A 21,497-nucleotide genomic window follows, 5' to 3' on the forward strand; every position below is an offset into this window, starting at 1 on the left:
GCCACACTCACCCCAGCGCGAAATCGACCAGCAGCTTGACGTTGAGCGCCACGATCACGGCGGCGATGACGCCGGCGAAGATCACCAGCCATCTGGGTGCCACCAGTGCTCCCATCTTGGCGCGGCTCGACGTGAACGTCACCAGCGGGATGACGGCGAAGGACAACTGCAAGCTCAGGACGACCTGACTGAGGATCAGCAGTTGAGCCGTACCGGACTCGCCGTACCACAGCGTCACCACGGCGGCCGGCACGATCGCCACCAGCCGGGTGACCAGCCGCCGCAGCCAGGATGGCAGCCGGATATCCAGGAAGCCTTCCATGACGGCCTGACCCGCAAGCGTCGCCGTCACGGTCGAATTCAGCCCGCAGCACAGCAGGGCGATGCCGAACAGGGTCGGCGCAATGGCGGCTCCGAGCAGCGGGGCTAGCAATCCGTGCGCCTCGCCGATCTCGGCGACTTCGGTACGTCCCGTGCCGTGGAACGCCGAGGCGGCTAGGATCAGGATCGAGGCATTGATCAGCAGGGCGAACATCAGCGCCACTGTGGAATCGATGGTCGCGTATTTCAGCGCCTCACGCTTCTCCGGGATCGATCCGCCATAGGCCCGCGTCTGCACGATGGCGGAGTGGAGGTAGAGATTGTGCGGCATCACCGTCGCACCCAGGATGCCGAGCGCCAGATACAGCATCTCCGGATTGGTCACGATCGCCGTGGTCGGCGCGAAGCCCTTGATTACCTCGCCCCATTGCGGATCGGCCAGGGCTACCTGCACGCCGAAGCAGATCGCGATGACCGCCAGCAGCGCCACGATCAGGGCTTCCAGGTAACGGAACCCGAGCCGCTGAAGATACAGGATCAGGAAGACGTCCAGCGCCGTGATCAACACGCCGATTTCCAGCGGAATGCCGAACAGCAGGTTGAGGCCGATCGCCGTCCCGATCACCTCCGCAAGGTCGGTCGCGACGATGGCGAGTTCGGCCAGGAACCAGAGGACGAGGGACACCGGGCGCGGGTAGGCGTCCCGACAGGCCTGCGCAAGGTCGCGCCCCGACGCGATGGCAAGGCGGGCGCACAGCGATTGCAGCACGATGGCCATGATGTTGGAAACCAGCGCCACGACCAGCAGCGTATAGCCGAAGCGCGATCCGCCGGCGATCGACGTCGCCCAGTTGCCCGGGTCCATGTACCCGACTGCGACGAGGTAGCCGGGGCCGATGAACGCCGCGAGCTTGCGGGCCCCTGGTCCGGAGCGCGGTATGGCGATCGTCCGGTTGACGTCCGCGAGCGGGGCATCCCCGCGCTCCCGGCGCCATCCGGTAAGCCTGTCGCCGAACCGCTCGTCCTCGACAGGTTTGCTCACCGCCCATGAATCCATTGGATCTTCCACGCTTGCGCTGACACCGGACCGACGATATTGCCTGATGCAAAACATATAGCCTGGGCTATAGTTCATTAATTCGCACCTGCGATCAACATTTCGATGGGGTAGGGTGCGCCGATGCCGACCGACGGTGACAGAGGGTGGCGCGGGAATTGGATGGAGAGGTGACAAGCTTGGGAATGGGCCGGGGACAGGCAATGCCGGATGCGGACAAACAGGCCGCCAATTTCCAGCGGGTCCGCGAAGCGCATCAGGTGGAGGTGGCCGAAGACTATGTCGAACTGATCGCCGACCTGATTGAGGCGACGGGAGAGGCGCGCGCGGCCGACATCGCCCGGCGTCTCGGCGTCTCGCATCCGACGGTGGTCAAGGCTATCGGCAGGCTGCAACGCGACGGGCTGGTGGAAAGCCTGCCCTACCGGTCGGTCTTCCTGACTGAAAGCGGCCGCGCGATGGCCGAGCGCTCCAAGCGTCGCCACGAAGTCGTCCTCGGTTTCCTCAAGGCCCTGGGTGTCGCTGACGAGACGGCGGAACGCGACGCCGAAGGCATCGAGCACCATGTCAGCGACGAAACCCTGTCCGCTTTTGAGCGCTTCATCCGCGACAGCCGGTAGCCGGGCCAGCAGCGCCGTACCACAACACCGACGGCGCCCGGCTTTCCGCGTAACCGGTCAGGCGTCGGCAGCGGCCCGGATGACGCTCGCGCCGCATGCGGCGAAAGCCTCGCAATCCTCGTCGCTGGCGCGCCAGTCCGTGACCAGCGTCCAGCGGCACGGCAATTGAGCCCAGGCCGACTGGTTGGAGCGCGACAGCTTGGTCGCATCGGCCAGTACCACGACTTCGCGCGCCTGTTCCATCATCAGCGACTTCAGCGCCACCTGATCCAGGCTTGCCTCGCACAGCCCGCGCCCTGCGACCACGCCGTCGGCGCTCAGGAACGCCTTGTCCGCAGTCAGCCGCCGCATCGCATCCATCGCCAGCGGACCGACGGTGCTCATGCTGGTGGTGCGCAGGGTGCCGCCCAGGACGACCAGTTCGGTCTCCGGTGAATCGGACAGGGTCGGCAGCAGGGCGAGGTTGTTGGTGATGATCCGGTGACGGCGTCTCTTCAGCAGGCAGCCGAAGGCGGACACGGTAGATCCCGCGTCGAGGATGACGATGTCGTCCTCGGCGAGAAGCGCCAGGGCGGCTTTGGCTATCGCCGACTTCTGCTCGCCGTTGACCGACTGCCGCTGGTTGAGGCTCTCTTCCGCGACGGGATGCGCCAGCATGGCACCGCCATAGGTCCGGCGGACACCTTCGGTGCTCGACAGGTGCTGGAGGTCGCGGCGGACAGTGGATGCGGAAACGCCGAAGCGGCTTGCCAGGTCGTCAACATCGACCTCCCCCGTCCGCAGCGTCTCCAACAGGAGCGAACGCCGCTCTTTGCTGCGCATCGTCAAGCTTTCCCTATCGGATCGGGCTACAAGTCCGGCGGGTGTCTATCATCGCACCGCGGCTTTGGGAAGCTTGCCGCGGCGCGGCGGTCACCGGAAAAGATCAGGCGGCGGCGAGCCGCTTGGGCGCCAGATCGACCGCCTGCCTCAACGCTTCGATCAGGCTCCGCTCGTCCGCGATGCCCTTGCCCGCGATGTCGAATGCGGTGCCGTGATCGACCGAGGTGCGGATCACCGGCAGCCCGACCGTGATGTTGACGCCGGCTTCCAGCCCCAGCACCTTGATCGGGCCGTGACCCTGGTCGTGGTACATCGCCACGACGATGTCGTAGTCGCCGCGCCCAGCCAGGAAGAACAGCGTGTCGGCGGGCAGCGGGCCGTGGACGTTCCAGCCTTTGGCCTTGCAGGCTTCGACCGCCGGGATGATCTTGGCCGCTTCCTCGCCCCGGCCGAACAGGCCGTTCTCGCCGGCATGGGGGTTGATCGCGCAGACGCCGATCTTGGGAGAGGCGATGCCCGCCTTGACCAGGGTGTCCTGTGCGCGGCCGATCACCCGCTCCACCAGCCCCGGCTCGATGCGCTCGATCGCGTCGATCAGCCCGACATGGGTGGTCACGTGGATCACGCGAAGCTTCGGCGACACCAGCATCATCGACACTTCCGGCGTGCCCGTCAGCATCGCCAGAAGCTCGGTATGGCCGGGATACTTGTGTCCGGCGGCGTGCAGCGCCTCCTTGCTGAGCGGCGCCGTGCAGATCGCGTCGGCCTGGCCGGCCTCGACGATCCTGACCGCCCGCTCGATGTACCGGAAGGCGCCTTCGCCGGAGATGGGCGAGACCTGCCCGAAGGGATGATCGGCTGGGATCAGCTTGAGGTCGATGCACTGCACCGCATCGGGTGCGAAGCGGGCCTGCGCCGGATCGTCCAGGCTGTCGACCCGCAGCGAAGCGCCGACGATCTTGCCGGCGGTCCGGAGGCGTTCGGCATCGCCGACCACCAGCGGGTTGCACATCTCCTGCACCTGCGGCTGCGCCAGCGCCTTCATGATGACTTCCGGCCCGATGCCGGAGGCATCGCCCATGGTGATCGCGATCGTCGGACGGCTCATGCCAGTTCTCCCTTTTGTCTGATGGAACGCAGTCGTTCCGTTATCCGGCTCAAGCTTCCCCGGTCGCCGAACGCTCCCGCCTTGGTGACGACGGGCAGCGAAAAGTCGCCGAGTGTCAGCCCCAGGGAAACTCCGGGTTCGATTTCATCGACAAGGCGGATGCCGTTCACCCCAAAACGGTCGAGCAGGGCCGCCGCCGTTTCGCCACCGGTTGCGGCCAGACCGCTCATATAGGGCGCCGCGGGCTTCAGCGTCTCCGCCAGGGCCTCTGTCAGCTGCGGACCGATGCCAAGGTCCGGCTCGTCGCCCATGAGGATTTCGACCAGGACGTCGTCGCCGCCGTCCAGTGCCTCGGTTACGGTGCGCGCTAGAGCTGCGCGGCCGGCCACCGCTGCGGCATCCAGCAGCAGCGCCGGCTCGACCGGGACACGCCGGACCCCCGGCATCGCCGCAAGGTCCCGTGCGGCCGCCCGCGACGCCGCCGCCAGTGAGCCGACCACGATCAGCACGCCGCCGGTCGTGACGGACAGTGCGACCGGAGCGGCCCGCTCGCCGGGCGTCGCATCGGCCAGCGCATGGGCAAGGCCGGCGCTTCCGATGAAGAACACGGACGGCTGGACGGGCAGGCTCGCCTGCGCGATCCGCGCAAGATCGTCTTCAGTCTGCGCATCGCAGACGGCGACGATGTCGCCTTTGGATGCCAGTTGCGCGAAAGCCGCCCGCAACGCATCCGCGCCGCTCCGGATCGTGGAGAGCGGCACCTTCTCCACCGCTATGCCGACCGACCCCAGCACCTCGCCAAGATCGGCGTTCGGATAGCTATGGTCGCGCCGCCAAACCTCCGCTTCCTCAAGCGGCTTGCCGCCGACCAGGATGCGGCCCTGATCGGTGGTCCTGCCGGTGGCGGGAAAGGCCGGCGCGAAGATCCCGAACGCCGAGCCCGAGCGATTGCGGACGGCTTCGATGGCCACGACCGTCTCGGCGGCAGGCTGGCCGCGCAGGGTGGAGTCGATCTTCTTGAACAGGACGCTGTCGCGGTCGAGCAGCCTGCCGAGCGCCGCTCGATGCGTCTCGGCCGCCCGCGACGCCGTCAGTCCACGGCTGTCGGAATTGTAGGAGAACACGGCGGTCCCCGATCCCGCGCCGTCGCCCCAGCCGACCACCGACGCGACGCTCTGCTTGGCGAAAGCAATCGCGCAGTCGGCGGCTCCCGTCAGGTCGTCGGCCAGTATCAGCCAGCGGGAGGCCATGCTATCGGCTCTCCGGCGTTGCGGCGCCGGCCGCCGTATGGGCGAGGATCTCCTGCTTCATGAACTCTCCTCATGCGCAATCCGCGCAGTCATCGACACTGTCAACGCGTCAAAATGCGCATTTTGCACGAATATGTCAATGTACTATGCGCAAAATGCGCAACTTTGGGCAAGTCGCCTAGGAACCGACTGGGCGCGACCGGAGCATGATGAAGGGCAGGATGAAGGCCGGGACGAACAGCGGCTTCTCGAAATGGTTCACGGCGACGGCGCCCGAACCGGCGCCGACCGCATAGGCCAGCCAGACCAGGGCGAAGATCAAGGCGCCTTGGCGCGCCGCGCCCTCCTTGCCCGGCCACAGCCATGTGACCAATTCCTCGCCCAGCTTTTGCAGGTTGCCGGTGATGAAGACGGTGTTGAGCGCGACGCCGTTGAAACGGTTGGCGGCCGAGTTCTGCATGCCCATGGCCAGCGACAGCAGGACGGCCGCGGTGGTCTTGTCGATGAAGCTGCAAGCGATCAGAAGGCCGCTGGCGGTGCTCATGGCGAACAAGCTGTTGATGCCGACTTGGATCATCAGGCGCGCGGCGATGACGCCGAACAGGAACGCGAGGATGATGATGCCATGGAAGACCGCCGCGCCATATTGCGCGGTCGCGAGTTCGATCCCCATGAAGATGGTGTTGCCGGTCATCAACCCGGCGAACGCGTTGAAGTGCAGGTAGCCGACCGTGTCCACGTAGCCGGCGATCAGCGCCAGAACGATCGCTCGAACCACTTCGGCCTCCTGCACTCGAGTTCCGGGCGCCAGTTGCGGGGGTTTGGGCGGAACTGCCGCGTTACTCGATCTTAGGCGGTTCCAGGTCGAACGACGGCAGGTCTCCGTCTCCCGGAGCGGGGATGAGGTTGTCGAACTGACGCTGTACTTCGGCCGGGTCCAGTTGAGTTTCCGAAGCCTTGTAGTGCATCACCATGTCGGGGAACAGGATCAGCAGCCCGACCATGATGCACTGGATGACGACGAACGGCACGGCGCCCCAGTAGATCTGGCTGGTCTCCACCGGCTCCATCCGCCTTTTCGTGACCCTGTCGATATAGGGAATCTTCGGCGCCACCGACCGCAGGAAGAATAGGGCGAAGCCGAAAGGCGGATGCATGAAGCTGGTCTGCATGTTGACGCCCAGCATCACGCCGAACCAGATCAGATCGATGCCGAGCTTCTCGGCTGCCGGCGCCAGCAGCGGAATGACGATGAACGCCAGTTCGAAGAAGTCGAGGAAGAACGCCAGCAGGAACACCATGATGTTGACCACGATCAGGAAGCCGGTCTGGCCTCCCGGAAGCGAAGTCAGCAGATGTTCGACCCAGACGTGGCCGTTCACGCCGTAGAACGTCAGCGAGAACACGCGGGCGCCGAGCAGGATGAACAGCACGAAGGCGGACAGCTTGGCGGTGGATTCCGTCGCCTGTTTGATGATGCTCATGTTGAGCCGGGCCGGGTTGCGGTCGAGGAAGCGCTTGCCGCCAGCCAGGATCACCGCGCCCAGCGCGCCCATCGCGCCGCCCTCGGTCGGCGTCGCCAGTCCGATGAAGATCGTGCCCAGCACCAGGAAGATCAGCAGCAGCGGCGGCACCATTACGAAGGTAACCCGCTCCGCGATCGTGGACATGAACCGGATGCCCGTCAGCCGCTCGCCCAGACCGGCCAGCAGCGCGTAGATCCCGGCCGCGGCGACGATCTCGGCGAGGATGCTTTCCGTCATGCCGCCGTTCTGGCTGAAATACAGGTAGGCGCCGATCATCACGGCCGTCAGCAACACCGTGGCGACCAAGTGCCGGGCGCCCAGAAAGCGGTTTATCAGGGCGCAGGTCAGCGCGACGACGACCGCGATGGAGATCAGCAGGATGACGAAATCGGCACCGGCGCCGATGCCCGTCCGGCTCATGGCATAATAGCCGACCAGCCCGGAAAACACGGCGAGCAGCCCGAGCTGCCAGACGCCGCGCGTGCCGTTCGGTTCGTGATAGCCGATGGCGGCCAGCGGCAGTCCAGGAGCGGCATCGGGCTTGATCAGGGTGACCAGGAAGACATAGACGAGATAGAGGCCCGCTAGCGCCAGACCCGGCAGGAAGGCCCCCTCGTACATGTCGCCGACCGAACGGCCGAGCTGGTCGGCCATGACGATCAGCACGAGCGAGGGCGGGATGATCTGCGCCAGCGTTCCCGATGCGGCGATGACGCCCGCTGCCAGCCGCCTGTCGTAGCCGTAGCGCAGCATGATCGGCAGCGAGATCAGTCCCATCGAGATGACGGATGCGGCGACGACACCCGTCGTCGCCGCCAGCAGCGCTCCGACGAAGATCACCGCATAGCCAAGGCCGCCCCGAATAGTACCGAACAGCTGGCCGATCGTGTCCAGCAGGTCTTCGGCCATCCCGGAGCGTTCCAGGATAAGGCCCATGAAGGTGAAGAACGGGATCGCCAGCAGCGTCTCGTTCGCCATGGTTTGGAACACGCGTTCCGGCATGGCTTGGAGCAGCGGCCAGGACAGCGTGATCTCACCGCCGGAATAGGGTGCCAGTTCGACGCCGATCACGAAGAACAGGAGGCCATTCGCGGCGAGGGCGAATGCGACGGGATAACCCAGAAGCAGGAAGAGGACGAGCGCCACGAACATGATGGGCGCCATGTTCTGCGCGATGATTTCCGTCATGGGCGGCTCCTGGGAGATGTTGGCGCCGGGGCGCCGCCGGAATCGGCGTCCGCCGGTATTCCGACCGCGCTTTCCTTCTGGATCGACAGCAGGCGCTCGACTTCGCCTTCGATATCGTGATGACCGCCGATACCGGGGTCCGGAAGGACACCGCGCATGATGGCGATGCGCTTGATCAGCTCGCTGACCGCCTGGAGCGCCAGCAGGATGAAGCCGACCAGGATCGCGAGCTTGGCCGGCCAGATGATCAGGCCGCCGGCATTGGTCGAAACCTCGCTCGAAGCGTAGGAGTTCAGGAAGAAGGGAATCGACGTATAGATCAGGACGGCGCAGAAGCCGCCCAGGAAGAAGACGTGGCCGATTACGTCGATCCAGTTCCGGACTTTCCGCGAGAACCGGTTCGCCACGATGTCGATGCGGATGTGCTCGTTCTCGATCAGCGTCCAGGCGGCGCAGAGCATGAAAACGGCGCCGAACAGATACCACTGAAGCTCAAGCCAGGCATTGGACGAGGTGCCGATGACCTTGCGCACGATGGCGTTGAGCGCGGAGACGAGGATGGCGATCACGATGGCCCAGGCGGCTATGCGGCCGACCCACCTGTTCATGGCGTCGATGCCGCGGCTTATGCCCAACAATGCTTGCAACGGGTATCCTCCTGGGGCGCAGACAGCCGGAACGGCAAGGCCCCGGGGCAAGGTTTATCCAAGGTAGCCGTGCTCCGGCAGCGCCGGGAAACGTCCGGTCAGATCGGCCGCCGCTTCCAGCAGTTCCCTCGGCAGTTCGTTGCCGGAGATCGTCAGCGGGGCAGGGGCCCTTTCCCATCCGGCCCCGTAGGCCCATAGATGGTCGACGGCGCGGTTGGCATTGGAGAAGGGGTTGCCGAACGGCAACTTGGCGGCGGCAGCGAACATCTCGGAAACCACGACGCTCAGCACGCGGGAAACCGCCTGCGCTTCCTCGCTGCGGCCGGCTTCGAGCAGGTCGAGCATCCGCCGGAGCTGGGAGCCGAAGGCGTTGCCGGTGCTGAGGAGCCATCCCTGGTAGAGACCGGTTGGTTTCAGCATATCGACATAGTCGCCCTCGGCGCCGCGCACCATGATGGGGCCGGTGAAGCCGGACAAGGCCACCGCATCCTTGCCGCTGGTGTCCTTGAACATCGTGACGCGTGGATTGGCGACGAGTGCGCGCATCGTCTCGGGCTCGATCGAGCAGTGCGTGACCTGCGGAAGCTGGTAGACGGCGATCTCGCTTCGGGTCTCCGCGAGGACCCGCTCATAGTGGCGGACGATGTCCTGCTGGCTGGCCCCGGCGTCGACCGGCGGGCACACCGCAAGCCCGCAATACTCGCCGGCGGGCGTCTTCATGTCGGCGAGCGTGTTCTCAACGGCCCGAGCCCACTCGATGACGCCCTCCGTCGTGGGGCGAAGCGCTCCGACCAGGAACCGGGCGCCCCGAAAAAGGTCGGCGCGGGCGGTCAGGCGGACCAGCACAAGCAGTTGATCGAGGCTCATTTCCCAGCCGTCGCCGGTCGATCCCGCCAGCAGGAACTGGCGGACCGAAGGCCGGATGAACGAGAGATGCGCCGCGATCCGTTCCGGGTCGATCTCGACCGACGCTCCCTGCCGCCGATAATGGGTGAGAAGGGGGACCCACAACCGGTCGTGTTGCGGGCGGTCGTCCTGCGGGGAAGTTGACATCACGATCTCCTGTCCGCGAGTAAAGGAAGAGGCTGCCGCGGGCTGGTATCCAGGCGCGGCTCCGGACCCGGATCAGCCGGCGATGGCTTCGTTCAGCATGCGCTCGTAGTCTTCGACCGTGGCCGGCCGGGCGTTGGTCGCGTGCGAATGGTCCTCGACGGCGGCGCGGGCTATGGCCGGGACCAGGCTGGCGGGAACGCCCATGTCCCCAAGGTTTTTCGGAAGTCCCAGCCTGCCGCTCAACTGCGCGAAGTAGTCGGCCAGATCGGCATCCGGCCCAAGACCCAGCGTGGAGCGGATGACGGCGTATTTCGCTTCGGCATCGCTTTGATTGAAGCGGAGGGTGGCCGGCAGGATAACCGCGTTGAGCGTGCCGTGATGCAGCGACAGATCCTTCTGTCCTCCCAGCGGATGGGACAAGGCATGGACCGCGCCTAGACCTTTCTGGAAGGTCAGCCCGCCTTCCAGCGCCGCCATCATCATCTGGTACCGGGCGTCCCGGTCCGAGCCGTCGGCAACGGCCTTCTCGATGTTGTCGACCGCGCGCTTCAGCCCGTCCAGGGCTATCGCTTCCGCCGGAGGATTGTCGCGCGGGCTCAGATAGGTCTCGACGCAATGGGTGATCGCATCCATGCCGGTAGCGGCCGTCAGCCAGCCCGGCAATCCGAGCGTCAGTTCGGGGTCGCAGACCGCCCGCTTTGGGATCAGGTGCGGGGAAATGAAGCCGAGCTTGCGGCCGTCCTTCAGCGTTATCAGCGATGCCCGCCCGACCTCGCTTCCGGTTCCGGCCGTCGTCGGTACTGCGATCACGGGAGCCACGGCGGCGGTGATCCTGGGGATGCCCCCAAGGATGGCGGCGTACTTTTCAAGCGGACCTTCATGGGTCGCCAGCAAGGCTACGCCCTTGGCGAGGTCGATCGGCGATCCGCCGCCGACGGCGATCAAGCCGTCGCAGTTCCGCTCCCGGTACAAGGCGAGCGCTGCTTCGACCGCTTCTTCGGTCGGGTTGGTTGGAGTGCCGGTGAAGACGGGCAGATCGGCGCCGGAACCGATCACCGCCGTAATTTTCCCGACCAGCCCGGCCTTCGCCACGCCTTCGTCGGCGATTATCAGTGGCTTGCCGATGCCCAGTTCGGTGAGGTCCTGCTGGATGCCGCCGATGGCGCCGAACTCGAAGCGGATGGTGGTCAGGTATGAGATCAAAGACATGGGGATGCACCGGCTGAATGAAGAGTTAACATGACGGCTCGGACGGCCGCCCGACGCGGTGACGGCGGGAAACAGTGAGCGAGCGACGGGACTCCTGCCGGAATACCGTCGCTCATCCTTTCCCGGTCAAGGATGACGGCGCGTCAGAGCTTCGAACGCGAGCGAATCATGAAGTTGTCGAACGTGTACTCGGCGACCTGCCACCACTGGTATGAATCGTTGCGCAGGCTTGCCATGGAGTCGTAGATCTTCTTGAAGTCCGGATTCTTCGCCGACAGGTCGGCATAGACCTCGCTCGAAGCTTTCAGCGCCGCTTCCAGGATTTCCTGCGAGAACGGGCGCAGCTGCGCGCCGGATGCGACCAGTCTTCTCAAGGCCGCCGGGTTCTTGAAATCGTATTTCGCGACCATGTCGACATTGGCGTAACCGGCCGCCGCCTGGATGATCGCCTTGTAGTTCTTCGGAAGCTCTTCCCATTTCTGCCGATTGAAGAAGAAGTGCACCATGGCGCCTCCTTCCCAGAAACCGGGATAGTAATAGTAGGGCGCTACCTTCTGGAACCCGAGCTTCTCGTCGTCATAGGGGCCGACCCATTCGGCGGCATCGATCGTGCCGCGCTCCAGCGACGGATAGATGTCGCCGCCCGCGATCTGCTGCGGCACGACCCCAAGCTTCGACAGGATTTCGCCGGTCAGTCCGGCGATGCGGAACTTCAGGCCGTTGAGATCCGCGACCGTCTTGACTTCCTTGCGGAACCATCCGCCCATCTGGGCGCCCGTGGCGCCGCCCGGAAGCATGTAGATGTTGAACTTCTTATAGAATTCGTTGTAGAGATCGAGGCCGCCGCCATAATACATCCAGGCGTTCTGCTGCCGTGTATTCAAGGCGAAGGGAGCAGCGCTCGCGAAGGCGAAGGTCGGATCCTTGCCGACATAGTAATAGGAAGACGAGTGCGCCATCTCCACGGTGCCGTTGCCGACGGCATCCACCGCCTGGAACGTTCCGACTATTTCGCCAGCCGAGAACGGCTGGATCTGGAACTTGCCGTCGGTCGCTTCGGAAACGAACTTGGCCATGACATCGGCGGCGCCGTAGATGGTATCGAGCGACCGGGGAAACCCCGATGTCAGGCGCCACCGTATCTCGGGCATGCTCTGGGCAATGGCCGGGGCGGCGAGAGTGCTGGCGGCTAGCCCCACTCCGCCTGTCGTCAGGAACTGGCGGCGCTTCATGATGTCCTCCCCCTTCGGAGTGTTTTGTTCGTACTTCCAGCCGAAGCTCCCGCCGAGCGGCAGGAAACTTGTAGGTGGCTGAAAATACTGCGCTTTATTCAACTCCTTATCCGGCTAAAGCTTTTCCCAATGATAGTCAATACCATGAAGGACAGTATGCCGTTGGTGGAGCCTGGGGTTAAGCTGACAGTATTAATCTTTTTAGTCTTCCTGATTTCTTCGATTTCGGAGTGTGCCGCACCCTTATTTCTCATCGCCATCGTTGCAATCGAAGACTATCCGGCATTTGATTGGTTGCCGTTTCAAGCATATGCCCAGATGCTCGGCACATACCTGACTATTTATTAACCATAAATGCTGGTAAGCTCCGGTGCTGCCGACCGGGGCGCCCATGGCTTCTTCCCGCTCTGCGCTGGCCTTCGCTTTGCATTCAAAATACCTGATGCCGGCGATCGCCGGTGTGCAGACAATGACGGGAGGTTGGACAATGCTTGAAGTATTGGCGCCGGTAGCTCGGCGCGGCATGCTGCGCTTCGGGGCAACGATAGGACTGGTGGCGCTGCTGGGAACCGCTGCTCTCCCGGTCAAGGCTCAGACGCCGACCGAAATCAACTTCGTTGAAGCGGTTCATAACCTTGGCTACATCAACCTCTATGTCGGCATGCATGCCGGGATCTTCGAAAAGCACGGCCTGAAACTGAACGTCAGCGCCGCCGGCGGCGATACCCAGGCCTTCGCCGCGGTCCTTGGCCGTTCGGCGCAGTTCGCCATCGGCGACGCCACGATGGTCCAGATGTCGCGGGAGGCCGGCGGTCCGGGGATCGTTGTCGGGACCGTAGTGCAGCGAGCCCACTACTTCGGGGTCTCCAAGAACCTCGACACCATCACCGATCCGGCTATGTTCAAGGGCAAGACCATCGTCACCTCGCCGGAGCCGAACACCAACTTCAGCGTGACCAAGCGCATGCTGGAGAAGTCCGGACTTAAGATCGGTACGGACGCCAAGATCCTCGAGGTCAATCCAGGCACCGAGATCGGCGCCATGCTGGCGGGTCAGGCCGACATCGCCATCGCCTATCAGCCCAGTGTCGCCTCGGCGGTCAACCAAGGAGCCAAGGTCGTATTCGACTTCGCGTCGTACATGGGGCCGTTCTGCAATACCGGGATCATGGTGCTGCCGGACTACGCGCAGCAGAATCCGCAGATCGTACAGGCGCTGGTCACCGCTTTCGAAGAGTCGTCGCGCAAGACCTACGCCGATCCCGATTACGCCAAGGAAGTCGCCCGCAAGGAATTTCCCGATCTGCCGGCCGACGTCGTCAATGCCGCCATCGACGCCCAGCTCAAATACAAGATCCCGGCGGAAACCGTGAAGGTCGACCAGGACCAGTGGAAGAACCTGATCGACATGCAGGTCTACTTGAAGAACATCAAGGGGACGATACCGTTCGAGACGGTGATCGACAACTCCTTCGCCGACAACGCCGTCGCCGCCGTGCAGTAACGGCCGCTTCGGTGAGTATTTCTGAGAAGACCAGGCCTGAGAAAAGCCAGAGAGGACGCACCATGCCGTCATCGGCCCTGGCGGTTGCTGCGGGACACGACGTCCCGCCGCTGCGCGCCGAAGCTTTGCGCAAGGTGTTCGGGGAGGAGGACGAGAATCCCGTCGAGGTCGTTGGCGACATCTCCTTCGCCCTGGCCGAGGGGGAGATCGTCAGCATCGTCGGGCCGTCCGGCTGCGGCAAGACGACCTTGCTGAACCTGCTGTGCGGCCTGATCCCGGCGACATCCGGAACCGTCCACTGGTACGGGCAGCCGGCGGCTGGGACGCCAAAGGCGGTCGGCTACATGCTTCAGAAGGATCTTCTGCTGCCGTGGCGAACCGCCCTAGACAATGTCACTCTCGGGCTGGAGATCCGGGGCGTGCCGGACGGGGTGCGGCGGCAGCGCGCCCATGTGCTGCTCGACCAGCTCGGTCTGCACGGTTTCGCCGACCACTACCCGGCGACGCTGTCCGGCGGAATGCGCCAGCGCGTGGCGCTGGCCCGTACCCTTGCCCACGATCCGCACGTCCTGCTGCTGGACGAGCCGTTCGCCGCCCTCGATTTCCAGACCAAGCTGCTGATCGAGAGCGATACGGCGCGCCTTGTCCGTAAGGAGCGTCGCGCCATGCTGCTGATCACCCACGACATCGAGGAAGCCGTCTCGATGTCGGACCGCGTGCTGGTCCTCAGCCACCGGCCGACCCAGGTCAAGTCGGTCTACACGATCGAGCTGGAAGGCGACCGCATGGACATGATGGCGGCGCGTCACGACCCCAGGTTCGGCGATTACGTCGCCGCGATCTGGGGAGACCTGGAGATCCGCCCTCAATGACCACTCGTCCCGAAACGATTGAATCGCGACCGTTCGCGCGGACGGGACCATCCGGCTCGAAGAGGTCCCGCTGGGACCGTGCCATGCGCCGGTACCGGTTGCGCGAAACCGCGCTGATCCTGGTCTGCCAGATCGGCCTGCTGGCGGGACTGCTCGCCGCGTGGGAATATGCGACGTCCAGCAGCAAGCTCAGCGCCTTCCTGTTCGGCTCGCCCAGCGCCATCTTCGGCTTCCTGGTGCAGATGTGGAACGATGGCAGCCTGATCCACGATACCTATGTGACGGGCCTGGAAACGGTGCTGGGCTTCTTGCTCGGCAACGTCATCGGCACCGTGCTGGGGCTGTCGCTCTGGTATTCTCGCTTCTTAGCACGGGTCATGCAGCCCTTCATCATCGCGCTAGGCTCGATCCCGATCATAGCTCTGGCGCCTATCATGATCATCTGGTTCGGCACCGATCTGGCGTCCAAGGTCGCCATGGCGACGCTTTCGGTCGTCGTCGTGGCGCTGGTGACTTCCTACAAGGGCGCCATGAACGTCGATCAGGACCAGATCAACCTGATGCGCACGCTGGGCGCCGCCAAGCGTCACATCTTCACCAAGCTGGTCGTCCCGTCGTCGCTCGGCGACATCTTCGCCGGCTTCAAGCTGACCGTCGGTTTCGCGCTGATCGGAGCCATCATCGGCGAGTTCATGTCGTCTAAGGAAGGGCTCGGCCACGCCATCTTCAAGGCCGGCAGCCTGTACGTCATTCCCAAGGTGTTCGCGGCCCTGGTCGCCACGATAGCCCTGGCGCTCGTCCTCAGCTTCATCGTCGGCCGCATCGAGCGCCTGCTTACTCCCTGGAGGCAAGTTCCATGACCGGTTCCACGTCATCGATCCAGGTCATCCGCAAGGGCGACCTGAAATACGCCCTCGCCCGGACCGACAGCCTGGTCGCCGAGGTCCAGCCCGGCGAAATCTTCGAGGTCGAGACCGAGCTGAATATCGGCGGGCACCTGATCCACAATCTGGACGACGCGCTGCACGAACACGACGTCACCTTGCCTTTCGTCAATCCGGCGACCGGTCCGATCCGGGTCGTCGGCGCCCGTCCGGGACAGATGCTGACGATCGAGGTGCTTGAAGTCGGCGTCCACGGCCTGGGTTATACGGCGCTCTGGCCGGGGATCGGCATCTTCCCGGACTGGGTCCGGCGGAAGGAGTTCGGCATCCAGAACCGCAACGTCCGGGTTGAGGACGGCATCGTCCACTGGTCCGACACGCTCAAGCTGGATGCGAAGCCAATGATCGGGGTGATCGGCGTAGCTCCGGTCGCCGGCGGCACGCTGACCATCGACAACGGGACCCATGGCGGCAACCTCGACATTCAGGAAGTGACCAACGGCAACCGCCTGATGGTCCGGGTCTACCACGAGGACGCCTATCTTTACTTCGGCGACGTCCATGCTCTTCAGGGCGATGCGGAATGCAACGGCATGGGCGCTATCGAGATCCGGGGCCATCTGCGCCTGCGCGTCAGCCTGTCGGACGCGCCGCCTCGCCTGAACTGGCCGCGCATCGAGACGCCGACCCACCTGTGTACCGTCGGCTGTGCCCGGCCTTTGGACGATGCGCTTCGCATATCGTTCGAGGAAATGGTCTACTGGCTGGAGGACGATTACGGGCTGGGTGGAGCCGAAGCCTACATGCTGCTGGGCCAGATCGCCGAGGCGCGCTGCACCCAGATGGTCAATCCCAAATTCACCTATGTCTGCAAGGTGGACAAAAAATACTTGGCGCAGCTTAGAAAATAACGCTTCTGAAAAGTAGCGGTACCCCCAGGACCGTTGATCTTTTGGAGAGTCCAGGTCGGCGTCTTGGCAAAACGTTAATCATACTTGCCAGGGCGCTGAACCTGTCTCAAACTCAAAGATAACAAATAAAAATAGACCCTGGGGGAAACGATGACCAAGTACGGGCTGACGGCGCTGCTGTTGTGCGGCGCACTGACACTTGCCGCATCGCAAAGTATCGCCGCTGAAACCCTGAAGATAGGTGTCGTGGCGCCGGTGACCGGACCGGCGGCGGAATCCGGGCGTTTCCAGGTCAACGGCGCCAAGCTGGCCGCTGAAGAAGTCAATAAGGCCGGCGGCGTGCTCGGCAAGCAGCTCGAGCTGGTGATCGAGGACGACCAGACCACCAATCCCGGCGCCGTCCTCGCCTTCAGCAAGCTTGCGGGCGACAGCGACATCCCCGCCTTCATCGGCTCGATCCGCTCGACCCAGGTCCACGCGATGGCGCCCGATGTCATCAAGACCGGCAAGCCGATGATGATCGGCGGAACCGATCCCAAATTGACCCATATGGGCAACCCGTGGCTGTTCCGCTTCCGCCCCAACGACACCTATTCCGCCAGGGTCATCGCGGAGTATGGCGTCAACGTTCTGAAGCGCAAGAAATGGGCGATCGTCCATTCCACCGACGCCTTCGGTACGGCGGGCAAGAACGCATTGGCCGATCAGCTCAAGGCGCTGGGCGCCGAAACGGTTATCACCCAGGGCTACACCAACAACTCGCAGGACTTCACGCCGGTAGCCCTCGCGGTGAAGGCGGCCGGGGCCGAGATCCTTTCCAGCTACGTCACGTTCGAGACCGACCAGGGCATCCTCGCCAAGCAGATGCGCCAGCTCGGCGTCGATCTGCCGTGGATCGGCTCGACCACCATCTCCACGACGTCGGCCCTGCGTCTGGCGGGACCCGCCCTCAACGGCACCTGGGGCGTCACCGACTTCGCGGAGAAGTCCAGCCCGGCGTCCGAAGCGTTCTCCCAGAAATACATGGCGGCCTACAATACCAAGGCCGATGTTTTCTCAGCCTGGCCCTATGACGCGGTGACGGTGCTCGCCAAGGCGATCAACGACGCCGGCAGCACGGACCCCGAGAAGATCCGGGCCGCGCTGATGGCGATCAGCGGCTTCGCCGGGGCGGAAGGCACCTACGACTTCGACCAGAACGGCGACGGGCTGCACGGCTACAACATCGTGCACAACGACAACGGCACCATCGTCTTCGAGCGTCGGATCGACTTCAAGGACTGAGCCGTCACGTACCCTGCGCTGGATCGCTATCGGCCCGGCTTATCGTCGGACTGGCCGCTGAAAGGACGCTCATGTCCATTACTCTGCAATTGCTCTTCACGGGGCTCGGCATCGGCAGCATCTATGCGCTGGTGGCGTTGGGCTTCGTTCTGATCTACCGCGCCACCAACGTCGTCAACTTCGCCCAGGGCGACTTCTCGATGATCGGGGCGTTCCTGATGGTCGTCTTCGCCGTCGACATGGGGCTGCCCTACTGGCTGTCGGCGGTCATCGCCATCGCCGCCATGGCGGGTTTCGGCATCCTGTTCAATTACGGCGTCTATTACCCGCTCCGCCACCGGACCTTCCTGCCGGTCGTCATCAGCACCATCGGCGCCTCGATCCTGCTCCAGAACGGGGTGCTGGCGGCCTATGGCCCGCATCCGCAAAGCCTGCCGGCCATGCTGCCCTTTCCCGGCATCGCCGTCGGCGGCGTCTTCCTGGATAGCCAATACCTCCTGATCCTCGCCGTCACCGGCGCAATGGTCGTCCTGCAATACCTGTTCTTCGAGCGGACGATGCTCGGCAAGAAGCTTCAGGCGACCTCGCAGGACAAGGAGATGGCGTCGCTGCTCGGCATCCCAGTGGCATTGATGATCGGGATCACCTTCGCCTACAGCGCGGTGCTCGGCGGGCTGGCCGGCATCCTGGTGGCGCCGCTGCTGTTCGTCTCGATCAACATGGGCTCGACCATCGCGCTGAAGGCATTCGCGGCCAGCATCATCGGCGGGTTCGGCGACGTGACCGGAGCCATCGTCGGCGGGCTGGCGCTGGGTGTCGTCGAGACCTTCGGCGCAGCCTATATCTCGGTTCCCTACAAGGACGGCTTCGCCTTCCTGGTGCTGTTCCTGTTCCTGATGGTCCGGCCGCAGGGCGTATTCGGCGAGAAGGTGGCGGAGAAGGCATGACCGACGCAACCCTCTCCCATCCCGCTCCGGCGTCCAACCGGGGTGCTATCGCCGGCGGCATCGTGCTGGCGGTGCTGGCCGCGGCACTCGCGGTCCTGCCGCTGACGATGACGCTTTCCGCCTACGTGCTGAACATGCTGATGCAGGCCGTGACCTATACGGTCGCGGTGCTCGGCCTTACCGTCGTGCTGGGCTATACCGGCCAGCTCTCGCTGGCGCAGGCCGCCTTCTTCGGCATCGGCGCCTACGCCGTGGCGCTCGGCACCGTCGATTACGGCCTGGGCTTCTGGCTGTCGATGGTGCTGGGCCTTGCCGCCTCCGCCGTGGCGGGCGCCGTGCTCGGGCTGACCTCGCTGCGGATCGGCGGCCATTACCTTGCGATGGTCACCATCGCCTTTCAGCAGATCGTGACGCTGGTCCTCGTCAACTCGATCGATGTCACCCATGGTCCGGACGGCGTCTCCGGCATCGCGCGGCCCAACCTGCCCGGCGTCTCGCTGGCCAATGCCAAGGCCTACCTGACCTTCTGCATCGTCGTGCTCTACGCCGTCGGCCTGGCCGTCTGGTATCTGCGGCGCACCCGCCTCGGCCGCGCCATGCAGGCGGTGCGCGACAACGAGCTGGCGGCCGGAGTGGTCGGCGTCAACACCTACCGGACCAAAGTCGTCGCCTTCACCATCAGCGCCATCCTCGGCGGTCTCGGCGGAGCGCTGTTCGCGTCCGGCTTTTCCTATATCAGCCCGGACCAGTTCAGCTTCGCGGAATCCGTGGTGTTCCTGACCATGGCCCTGATCGGCGGCGTCCAGTCCGCCTTCGGCACGGCGCTGGGTACCGGACTGCTGATCCTCCTGCCGGAATGGCTGCGCTTCCTGAAGGAGATCTATCTAGCGATCTACGGCCTCTCCGTCATCCTGATCATGGTGTTCATGCCGGAAGGCATCTGGGGCCTGCTGGAACGGATCGCCCATGTCGGCGGCGGACGCCCTGCAGTGGTCACGCCAAGGCCGTTCCGGCTCGACATCCCGGATTCCGGCCCGGCCGACATCCTGGAGACCCGCGGCCTCGCCAAGCACTTCGGCGGCCTGCGGGCGGTCGACGGCGTCGACCTGAAGGTCGAGCGCGGCAGCGTCCATGCCCTGATCGGCCCCAACGGCTCGGGCAAGACGACGCTGCTGAACGTGCTCAGCGGGCTGTACCGGCCGACCGGGGGCAGCGTCTCGCTGGCCGGCCGCGATATCACCCGGCTCGCTCCGCACGAACGGTGCGCCGCCGGTGTCGGCCGGACCTTCCAGAACATTCGGCTGTTCAGGTCGCTCTCGATCCTCGACAACGTGCTGATCGGCGCGCAGCGTCCGGGCGCACCTGCGAAGGGGGAGGCGGCCCTGCGCGAACGCGCCTTCGAAGCGCTGGGCTTCGTCGGCCTCGCCGACAAGGCGTCCGAGCTGGTCGGTAGCCTGCCCTACGGCCACCAGCGTCTAGTGGAGATCGCCCGCGCTCTCGCCGGAAACCCGACGCTGCTCCTGCTCGACGAACCCGCCGCCGGCCTCAACCCGACGGAAAAGCAGGAGCTGGTCGAACTGCTGCGCCGCCTGAAGGGGCATGGTCTGACGATCTTCCTGATCGACCACGACATGGCGATGGTCGAGCGCATCGCCGACCACATCACCGTGCTCAACTTCGGCAAGCGCATCGCCGAAGGCACTCCGCGCGACGTCCTGCGCCATCCCGCCGTGATAGCGGCCTATCTCGGAGAGGTGCCGACCCATGGCGCTGCTTGAACTTATCAGCGTCACCGCCAGCTACGGGGCGGTCGATGCGCTGAACGCCGTTTCCCTCAGGGTGGAGGAAGGAGAGATCGTGACCCTGCTCGGCGCCAACGGCGCCGGCAAGACCACGACGCTGCGCACGATCTCCGGCCTGATGAAGCCCCGGTCGGGCTCCATCCGGTTCCTCGGGAAGGAAATCGCCGGCGCTTCCGCCAACTCCATCGTCCGGCTGGGGCTGTCCCACGTGCCGGAAGGACGGCGGATCTTCCCAGGATTGACGGTCCGCGAGAACATCCTGCTCGGCAGTTCCAACCGGAGCCGGGTGCCCAAGGCTGAACTCGACCGCGACCTCGATGCGGCATTCGGGATCTTCCCCGACATCCTGAAGTTCGCCGACGCGCCGGGTTGGACGCTGTCTGGCGGCCAGCAGCAGATGGTCGCGGTCGCGCGCGGCCTGATGGCCCGTCCGAAGCTGCTGATGCTGGACGAGCCGTCGCTGGGCCTCGCTCCGATCATCGTGCAGCAGGTCTTCCGCACGATAGCGGCCATCAGGGAGCGAGGGACAACCGTCTTGCTGGTCGAGCAAAACGCTCATATGGCGCTTTCCATCGCCGACCGGGGCTATGTGCTGGAGACGGGCCGGCTGATCGTCGAAGGACCCCCCGCCACCCTGTTGAACAACGAGGAAGTCCGCGCCGCCTACTTGGGAGGCAGGGTGACCGCCGGCTGATCCAGCGCCGCTTCCACCGCCTTGACCACCTGACTGGATTGCGGCGAGGTGGCGGTCGGGAACCAGCCGGCCAGCTTGCCGTCGGGGCCGACCAGATACTTGTGGAAGTTCCAGCGCGGCCGGGCCTCCTGGCCCAGCTCGCTGGCCGCCCACTGGTAGAAAGGATGCGCCTTCGGGCCGATGACGATCTGCTTCTCGGTCAGCGGGAAGTCGATCGCGAAGTTGACCTCGCAGAAGTCCTTGATCTGCTCGGCGCTGCCCGGCTCCTGCCCGCCGAAGTCGTTGCTCGGCACGCCGAGGACGACCAGTCCCCTGTCGCGGTAACGCTGCCACAGCGCTTCCAGGTCGGCGTATTGCGGGGTATAGCCGCACATCGACGCCGTGTTCACGACCAGCACGGCCTTCCCGGCATATTGCGCCAGCGGCAGCGGAGACCCGTCGATCGACTGGAAACTGAATTCATGGGCGCTGGTCGGCATGACGGCCCTCCCTTGCGATGAGACGACGACGGCGCCCGGCATCAGGAGCACCAGGATCGACACTATCAAACGACGCATGGCGGCAAC

The 21,497-nt window shown here is 64.6% G+C and carries 21 protein-coding genes; 10 read left to right on the forward strand and 11 right to left on the reverse strand.

Annotation, left to right across the window (positions count from 1 at the left end; all coding sequences use genetic code 11):
• Positions 1–7: 7 nt before the first annotated feature.
• Positions 8–1,363: an Nramp family divalent metal transporter gene (locus N826_RS01160; protein WP_244619397.1), complete on the reverse strand. Its 1,356-nt coding sequence runs from the start codon at positions 1,361–1,363 to the stop codon at positions 8–10.
• Between the two features lie 185 nt (positions 1,364–1,548).
• Here N826_RS01160 and mntR point away from each other — a divergent pair, with 185 nt between their 5' ends.
• The gene (gene mntR, locus N826_RS01165) at positions 1,549–1,998 is read left to right on the forward strand and encodes a manganese-binding transcriptional regulator MntR (RefSeq protein WP_244619396.1); all 450 of its coding nucleotides are present in this window, start codon (positions 1,549–1,551) and stop codon (positions 1,996–1,998) included.
• 57 nt (positions 1,999–2,055) lie between these two features.
• Here mntR and N826_RS01170 read toward each other — a convergent pair whose 3' ends face one another.
• The 9 genes from N826_RS01170 to N826_RS01210 form a co-directional block, all read right to left on the reverse strand.
• A complete protein-coding gene (locus N826_RS01170) occupies positions 2,056–2,820 on the reverse strand; it encodes a DeoR/GlpR family DNA-binding transcription regulator (RefSeq protein WP_044425487.1) in 765 nt (254 codons plus the stop codon).
• A gap of 103 nt (positions 2,821–2,923) precedes the next feature.
• Positions 2,924–3,928, reverse strand: coding sequence for a 4-hydroxythreonine-4-phosphate dehydrogenase PdxA (gene pdxA / locus N826_RS01175; protein WP_044425488.1), 1,005 nt, complete (start codon positions 3,926–3,928; stop codon positions 2,924–2,926).
• Positions 3,925–5,178 (reverse strand): four-carbon acid sugar kinase family protein, encoded by a 1,254-nt coding sequence (locus N826_RS01180; RefSeq protein ID WP_044425489.1) that lies wholly within the window; start codon positions 5,176–5,178, stop codon positions 3,925–3,927. Before N826_RS01180 ends, pdxA begins: the two co-directional genes overlap by 4 nt.
• Before the next feature lie 178 nt (positions 5,179–5,356).
• Positions 5,357–5,956 (reverse strand): YoaK family protein, encoded by a 600-nt coding sequence (locus N826_RS01185; protein ID WP_169789271.1) that lies wholly within the window; start codon positions 5,954–5,956, stop codon positions 5,357–5,359.
• Between the two features lie 61 nt (positions 5,957–6,017).
• Positions 6,018–7,892 carry a TRAP transporter large permease gene (locus N826_RS01190; protein ID WP_044425491.1) on the reverse strand — a complete coding sequence of 625 codons (1,875 nt, stop codon included), beginning with the start codon at positions 7,890–7,892 and terminating at the stop codon, positions 6,018–6,020.
• On the reverse strand, positions 7,889–8,539 hold the full coding sequence (locus tag N826_RS01195) for a TRAP transporter small permease subunit (RefSeq protein ID WP_084720396.1): 651 nt from the start codon (positions 8,537–8,539) through the stop codon (positions 7,889–7,891). The genes N826_RS01190 and N826_RS01195 overlap by 4 nt, the downstream gene beginning before the upstream one ends.
• A gap of 54 nt (positions 8,540–8,593) precedes the next feature.
• Positions 8,594–9,592, reverse strand: a complete 999-nt coding sequence (locus N826_RS01200; RefSeq protein ID WP_044425492.1) for a dihydrodipicolinate synthase family protein — start codon at positions 9,590–9,592, stop codon at positions 8,594–8,596.
• Positions 9,593–9,664: 72 nt separating this feature from the next.
• Complete coding sequence (locus N826_RS01205) at positions 9,665–10,801, reverse strand: iron-containing alcohol dehydrogenase (RefSeq protein ID WP_044425493.1); 1,137 nt, start codon at positions 10,799–10,801, stop codon at positions 9,665–9,667.
• 143 nt (positions 10,802–10,944) lie between these two features.
• Complete coding sequence (locus N826_RS01210; protein WP_044425494.1) at positions 10,945–12,033, reverse strand: TRAP transporter substrate-binding protein; 1,089 nt, start codon at positions 12,031–12,033, stop codon at positions 10,945–10,947.
• A gap of 144 nt (positions 12,034–12,177) precedes the next feature.
• Here N826_RS01210 and N826_RS42760 point away from each other — a divergent pair, with 144 nt between their 5' ends.
• From N826_RS42760 to N826_RS01255, 9 genes are all read left to right on the forward strand, one after another.
• Positions 12,178–12,381 carry a hypothetical protein gene (locus N826_RS42760; protein WP_147040042.1) on the forward strand — a complete coding sequence of 68 codons (204 nt, stop codon included), beginning with the start codon at positions 12,178–12,180 and terminating at the stop codon, positions 12,379–12,381.
• A gap of 139 nt (positions 12,382–12,520) precedes the next feature.
• Positions 12,521–13,537 (forward strand): ABC transporter substrate-binding protein, encoded by a 1,017-nt coding sequence (locus N826_RS01220; RefSeq protein ID WP_044425496.1) that lies wholly within the window; start codon positions 12,521–12,523, stop codon positions 13,535–13,537.
• Between the two features lie 62 nt (positions 13,538–13,599).
• Positions 13,600–14,409 carry an ABC transporter ATP-binding protein gene (locus tag N826_RS01225; RefSeq protein ID WP_044425497.1) on the forward strand — a complete coding sequence of 270 codons (810 nt, stop codon included), beginning with the start codon at positions 13,600–13,602 and terminating at the stop codon, positions 14,407–14,409.
• A gap of 83 nt (positions 14,410–14,492) precedes the next feature.
• The gene (locus N826_RS01230; RefSeq protein ID WP_044425498.1) at positions 14,493–15,269 is read left to right on the forward strand and encodes an ABC transporter permease; all 777 of its coding nucleotides are present in this window, start codon (positions 14,493–14,495) and stop codon (positions 15,267–15,269) included.
• Positions 15,266–16,204: an acetamidase/formamidase family protein gene (locus tag N826_RS01235; protein WP_044425499.1), complete on the forward strand. Its 939-nt coding sequence runs from the start codon at positions 15,266–15,268 to the stop codon at positions 16,202–16,204. The genes N826_RS01230 and N826_RS01235 overlap by 4 nt, the downstream gene beginning before the upstream one ends.
• Positions 16,205–16,354: 150 nt before the next feature.
• Entirely contained in the window at positions 16,355–17,488 is a 1,134-nt protein-coding gene (locus tag N826_RS01240) for an ABC transporter substrate-binding protein (RefSeq protein ID WP_084720397.1), read from the forward strand.
• Positions 17,489–17,559: 71 nt separating this feature from the next.
• Complete coding sequence (locus N826_RS01245; RefSeq protein ID WP_044425500.1) at positions 17,560–18,435, forward strand: branched-chain amino acid ABC transporter permease; 876 nt, start codon at positions 17,560–17,562, stop codon at positions 18,433–18,435.
• Positions 18,432–20,213 carry a branched-chain amino acid ABC transporter ATP-binding protein/permease gene (locus tag N826_RS01250; RefSeq protein WP_044425501.1) on the forward strand — a complete coding sequence of 594 codons (1,782 nt, stop codon included), beginning with the start codon at positions 18,432–18,434 and terminating at the stop codon, positions 20,211–20,213. Before N826_RS01245 ends, N826_RS01250 begins: the two co-directional genes overlap by 4 nt.
• Positions 20,200–20,931: an ABC transporter ATP-binding protein gene (locus tag N826_RS01255; RefSeq protein ID WP_044425502.1), complete on the forward strand. Its 732-nt coding sequence runs from the start codon at positions 20,200–20,202 to the stop codon at positions 20,929–20,931. The genes N826_RS01250 and N826_RS01255 overlap by 14 nt, the downstream gene beginning before the upstream one ends.
• On the opposite strand, the gene N826_RS01260 is transcribed toward N826_RS01255, so the two are convergent.
• Entirely contained in the window at positions 20,901–21,488 is a 588-nt protein-coding gene (locus tag N826_RS01260; protein WP_044425503.1) for a glutathione peroxidase, read from the reverse strand. The genes N826_RS01255 and N826_RS01260 overlap by 31 nt on opposite strands.
• Positions 21,489–21,497 lie beyond the last annotated feature (9 nt).

It is taken from the genome of Skermanella aerolata KACC 11604 (assembly GCF_000936425.1).
Taxonomy (GTDB): Bacteria; Pseudomonadota; Alphaproteobacteria; order Azospirillales; family Azospirillaceae; genus Skermanella; species Skermanella aerolata.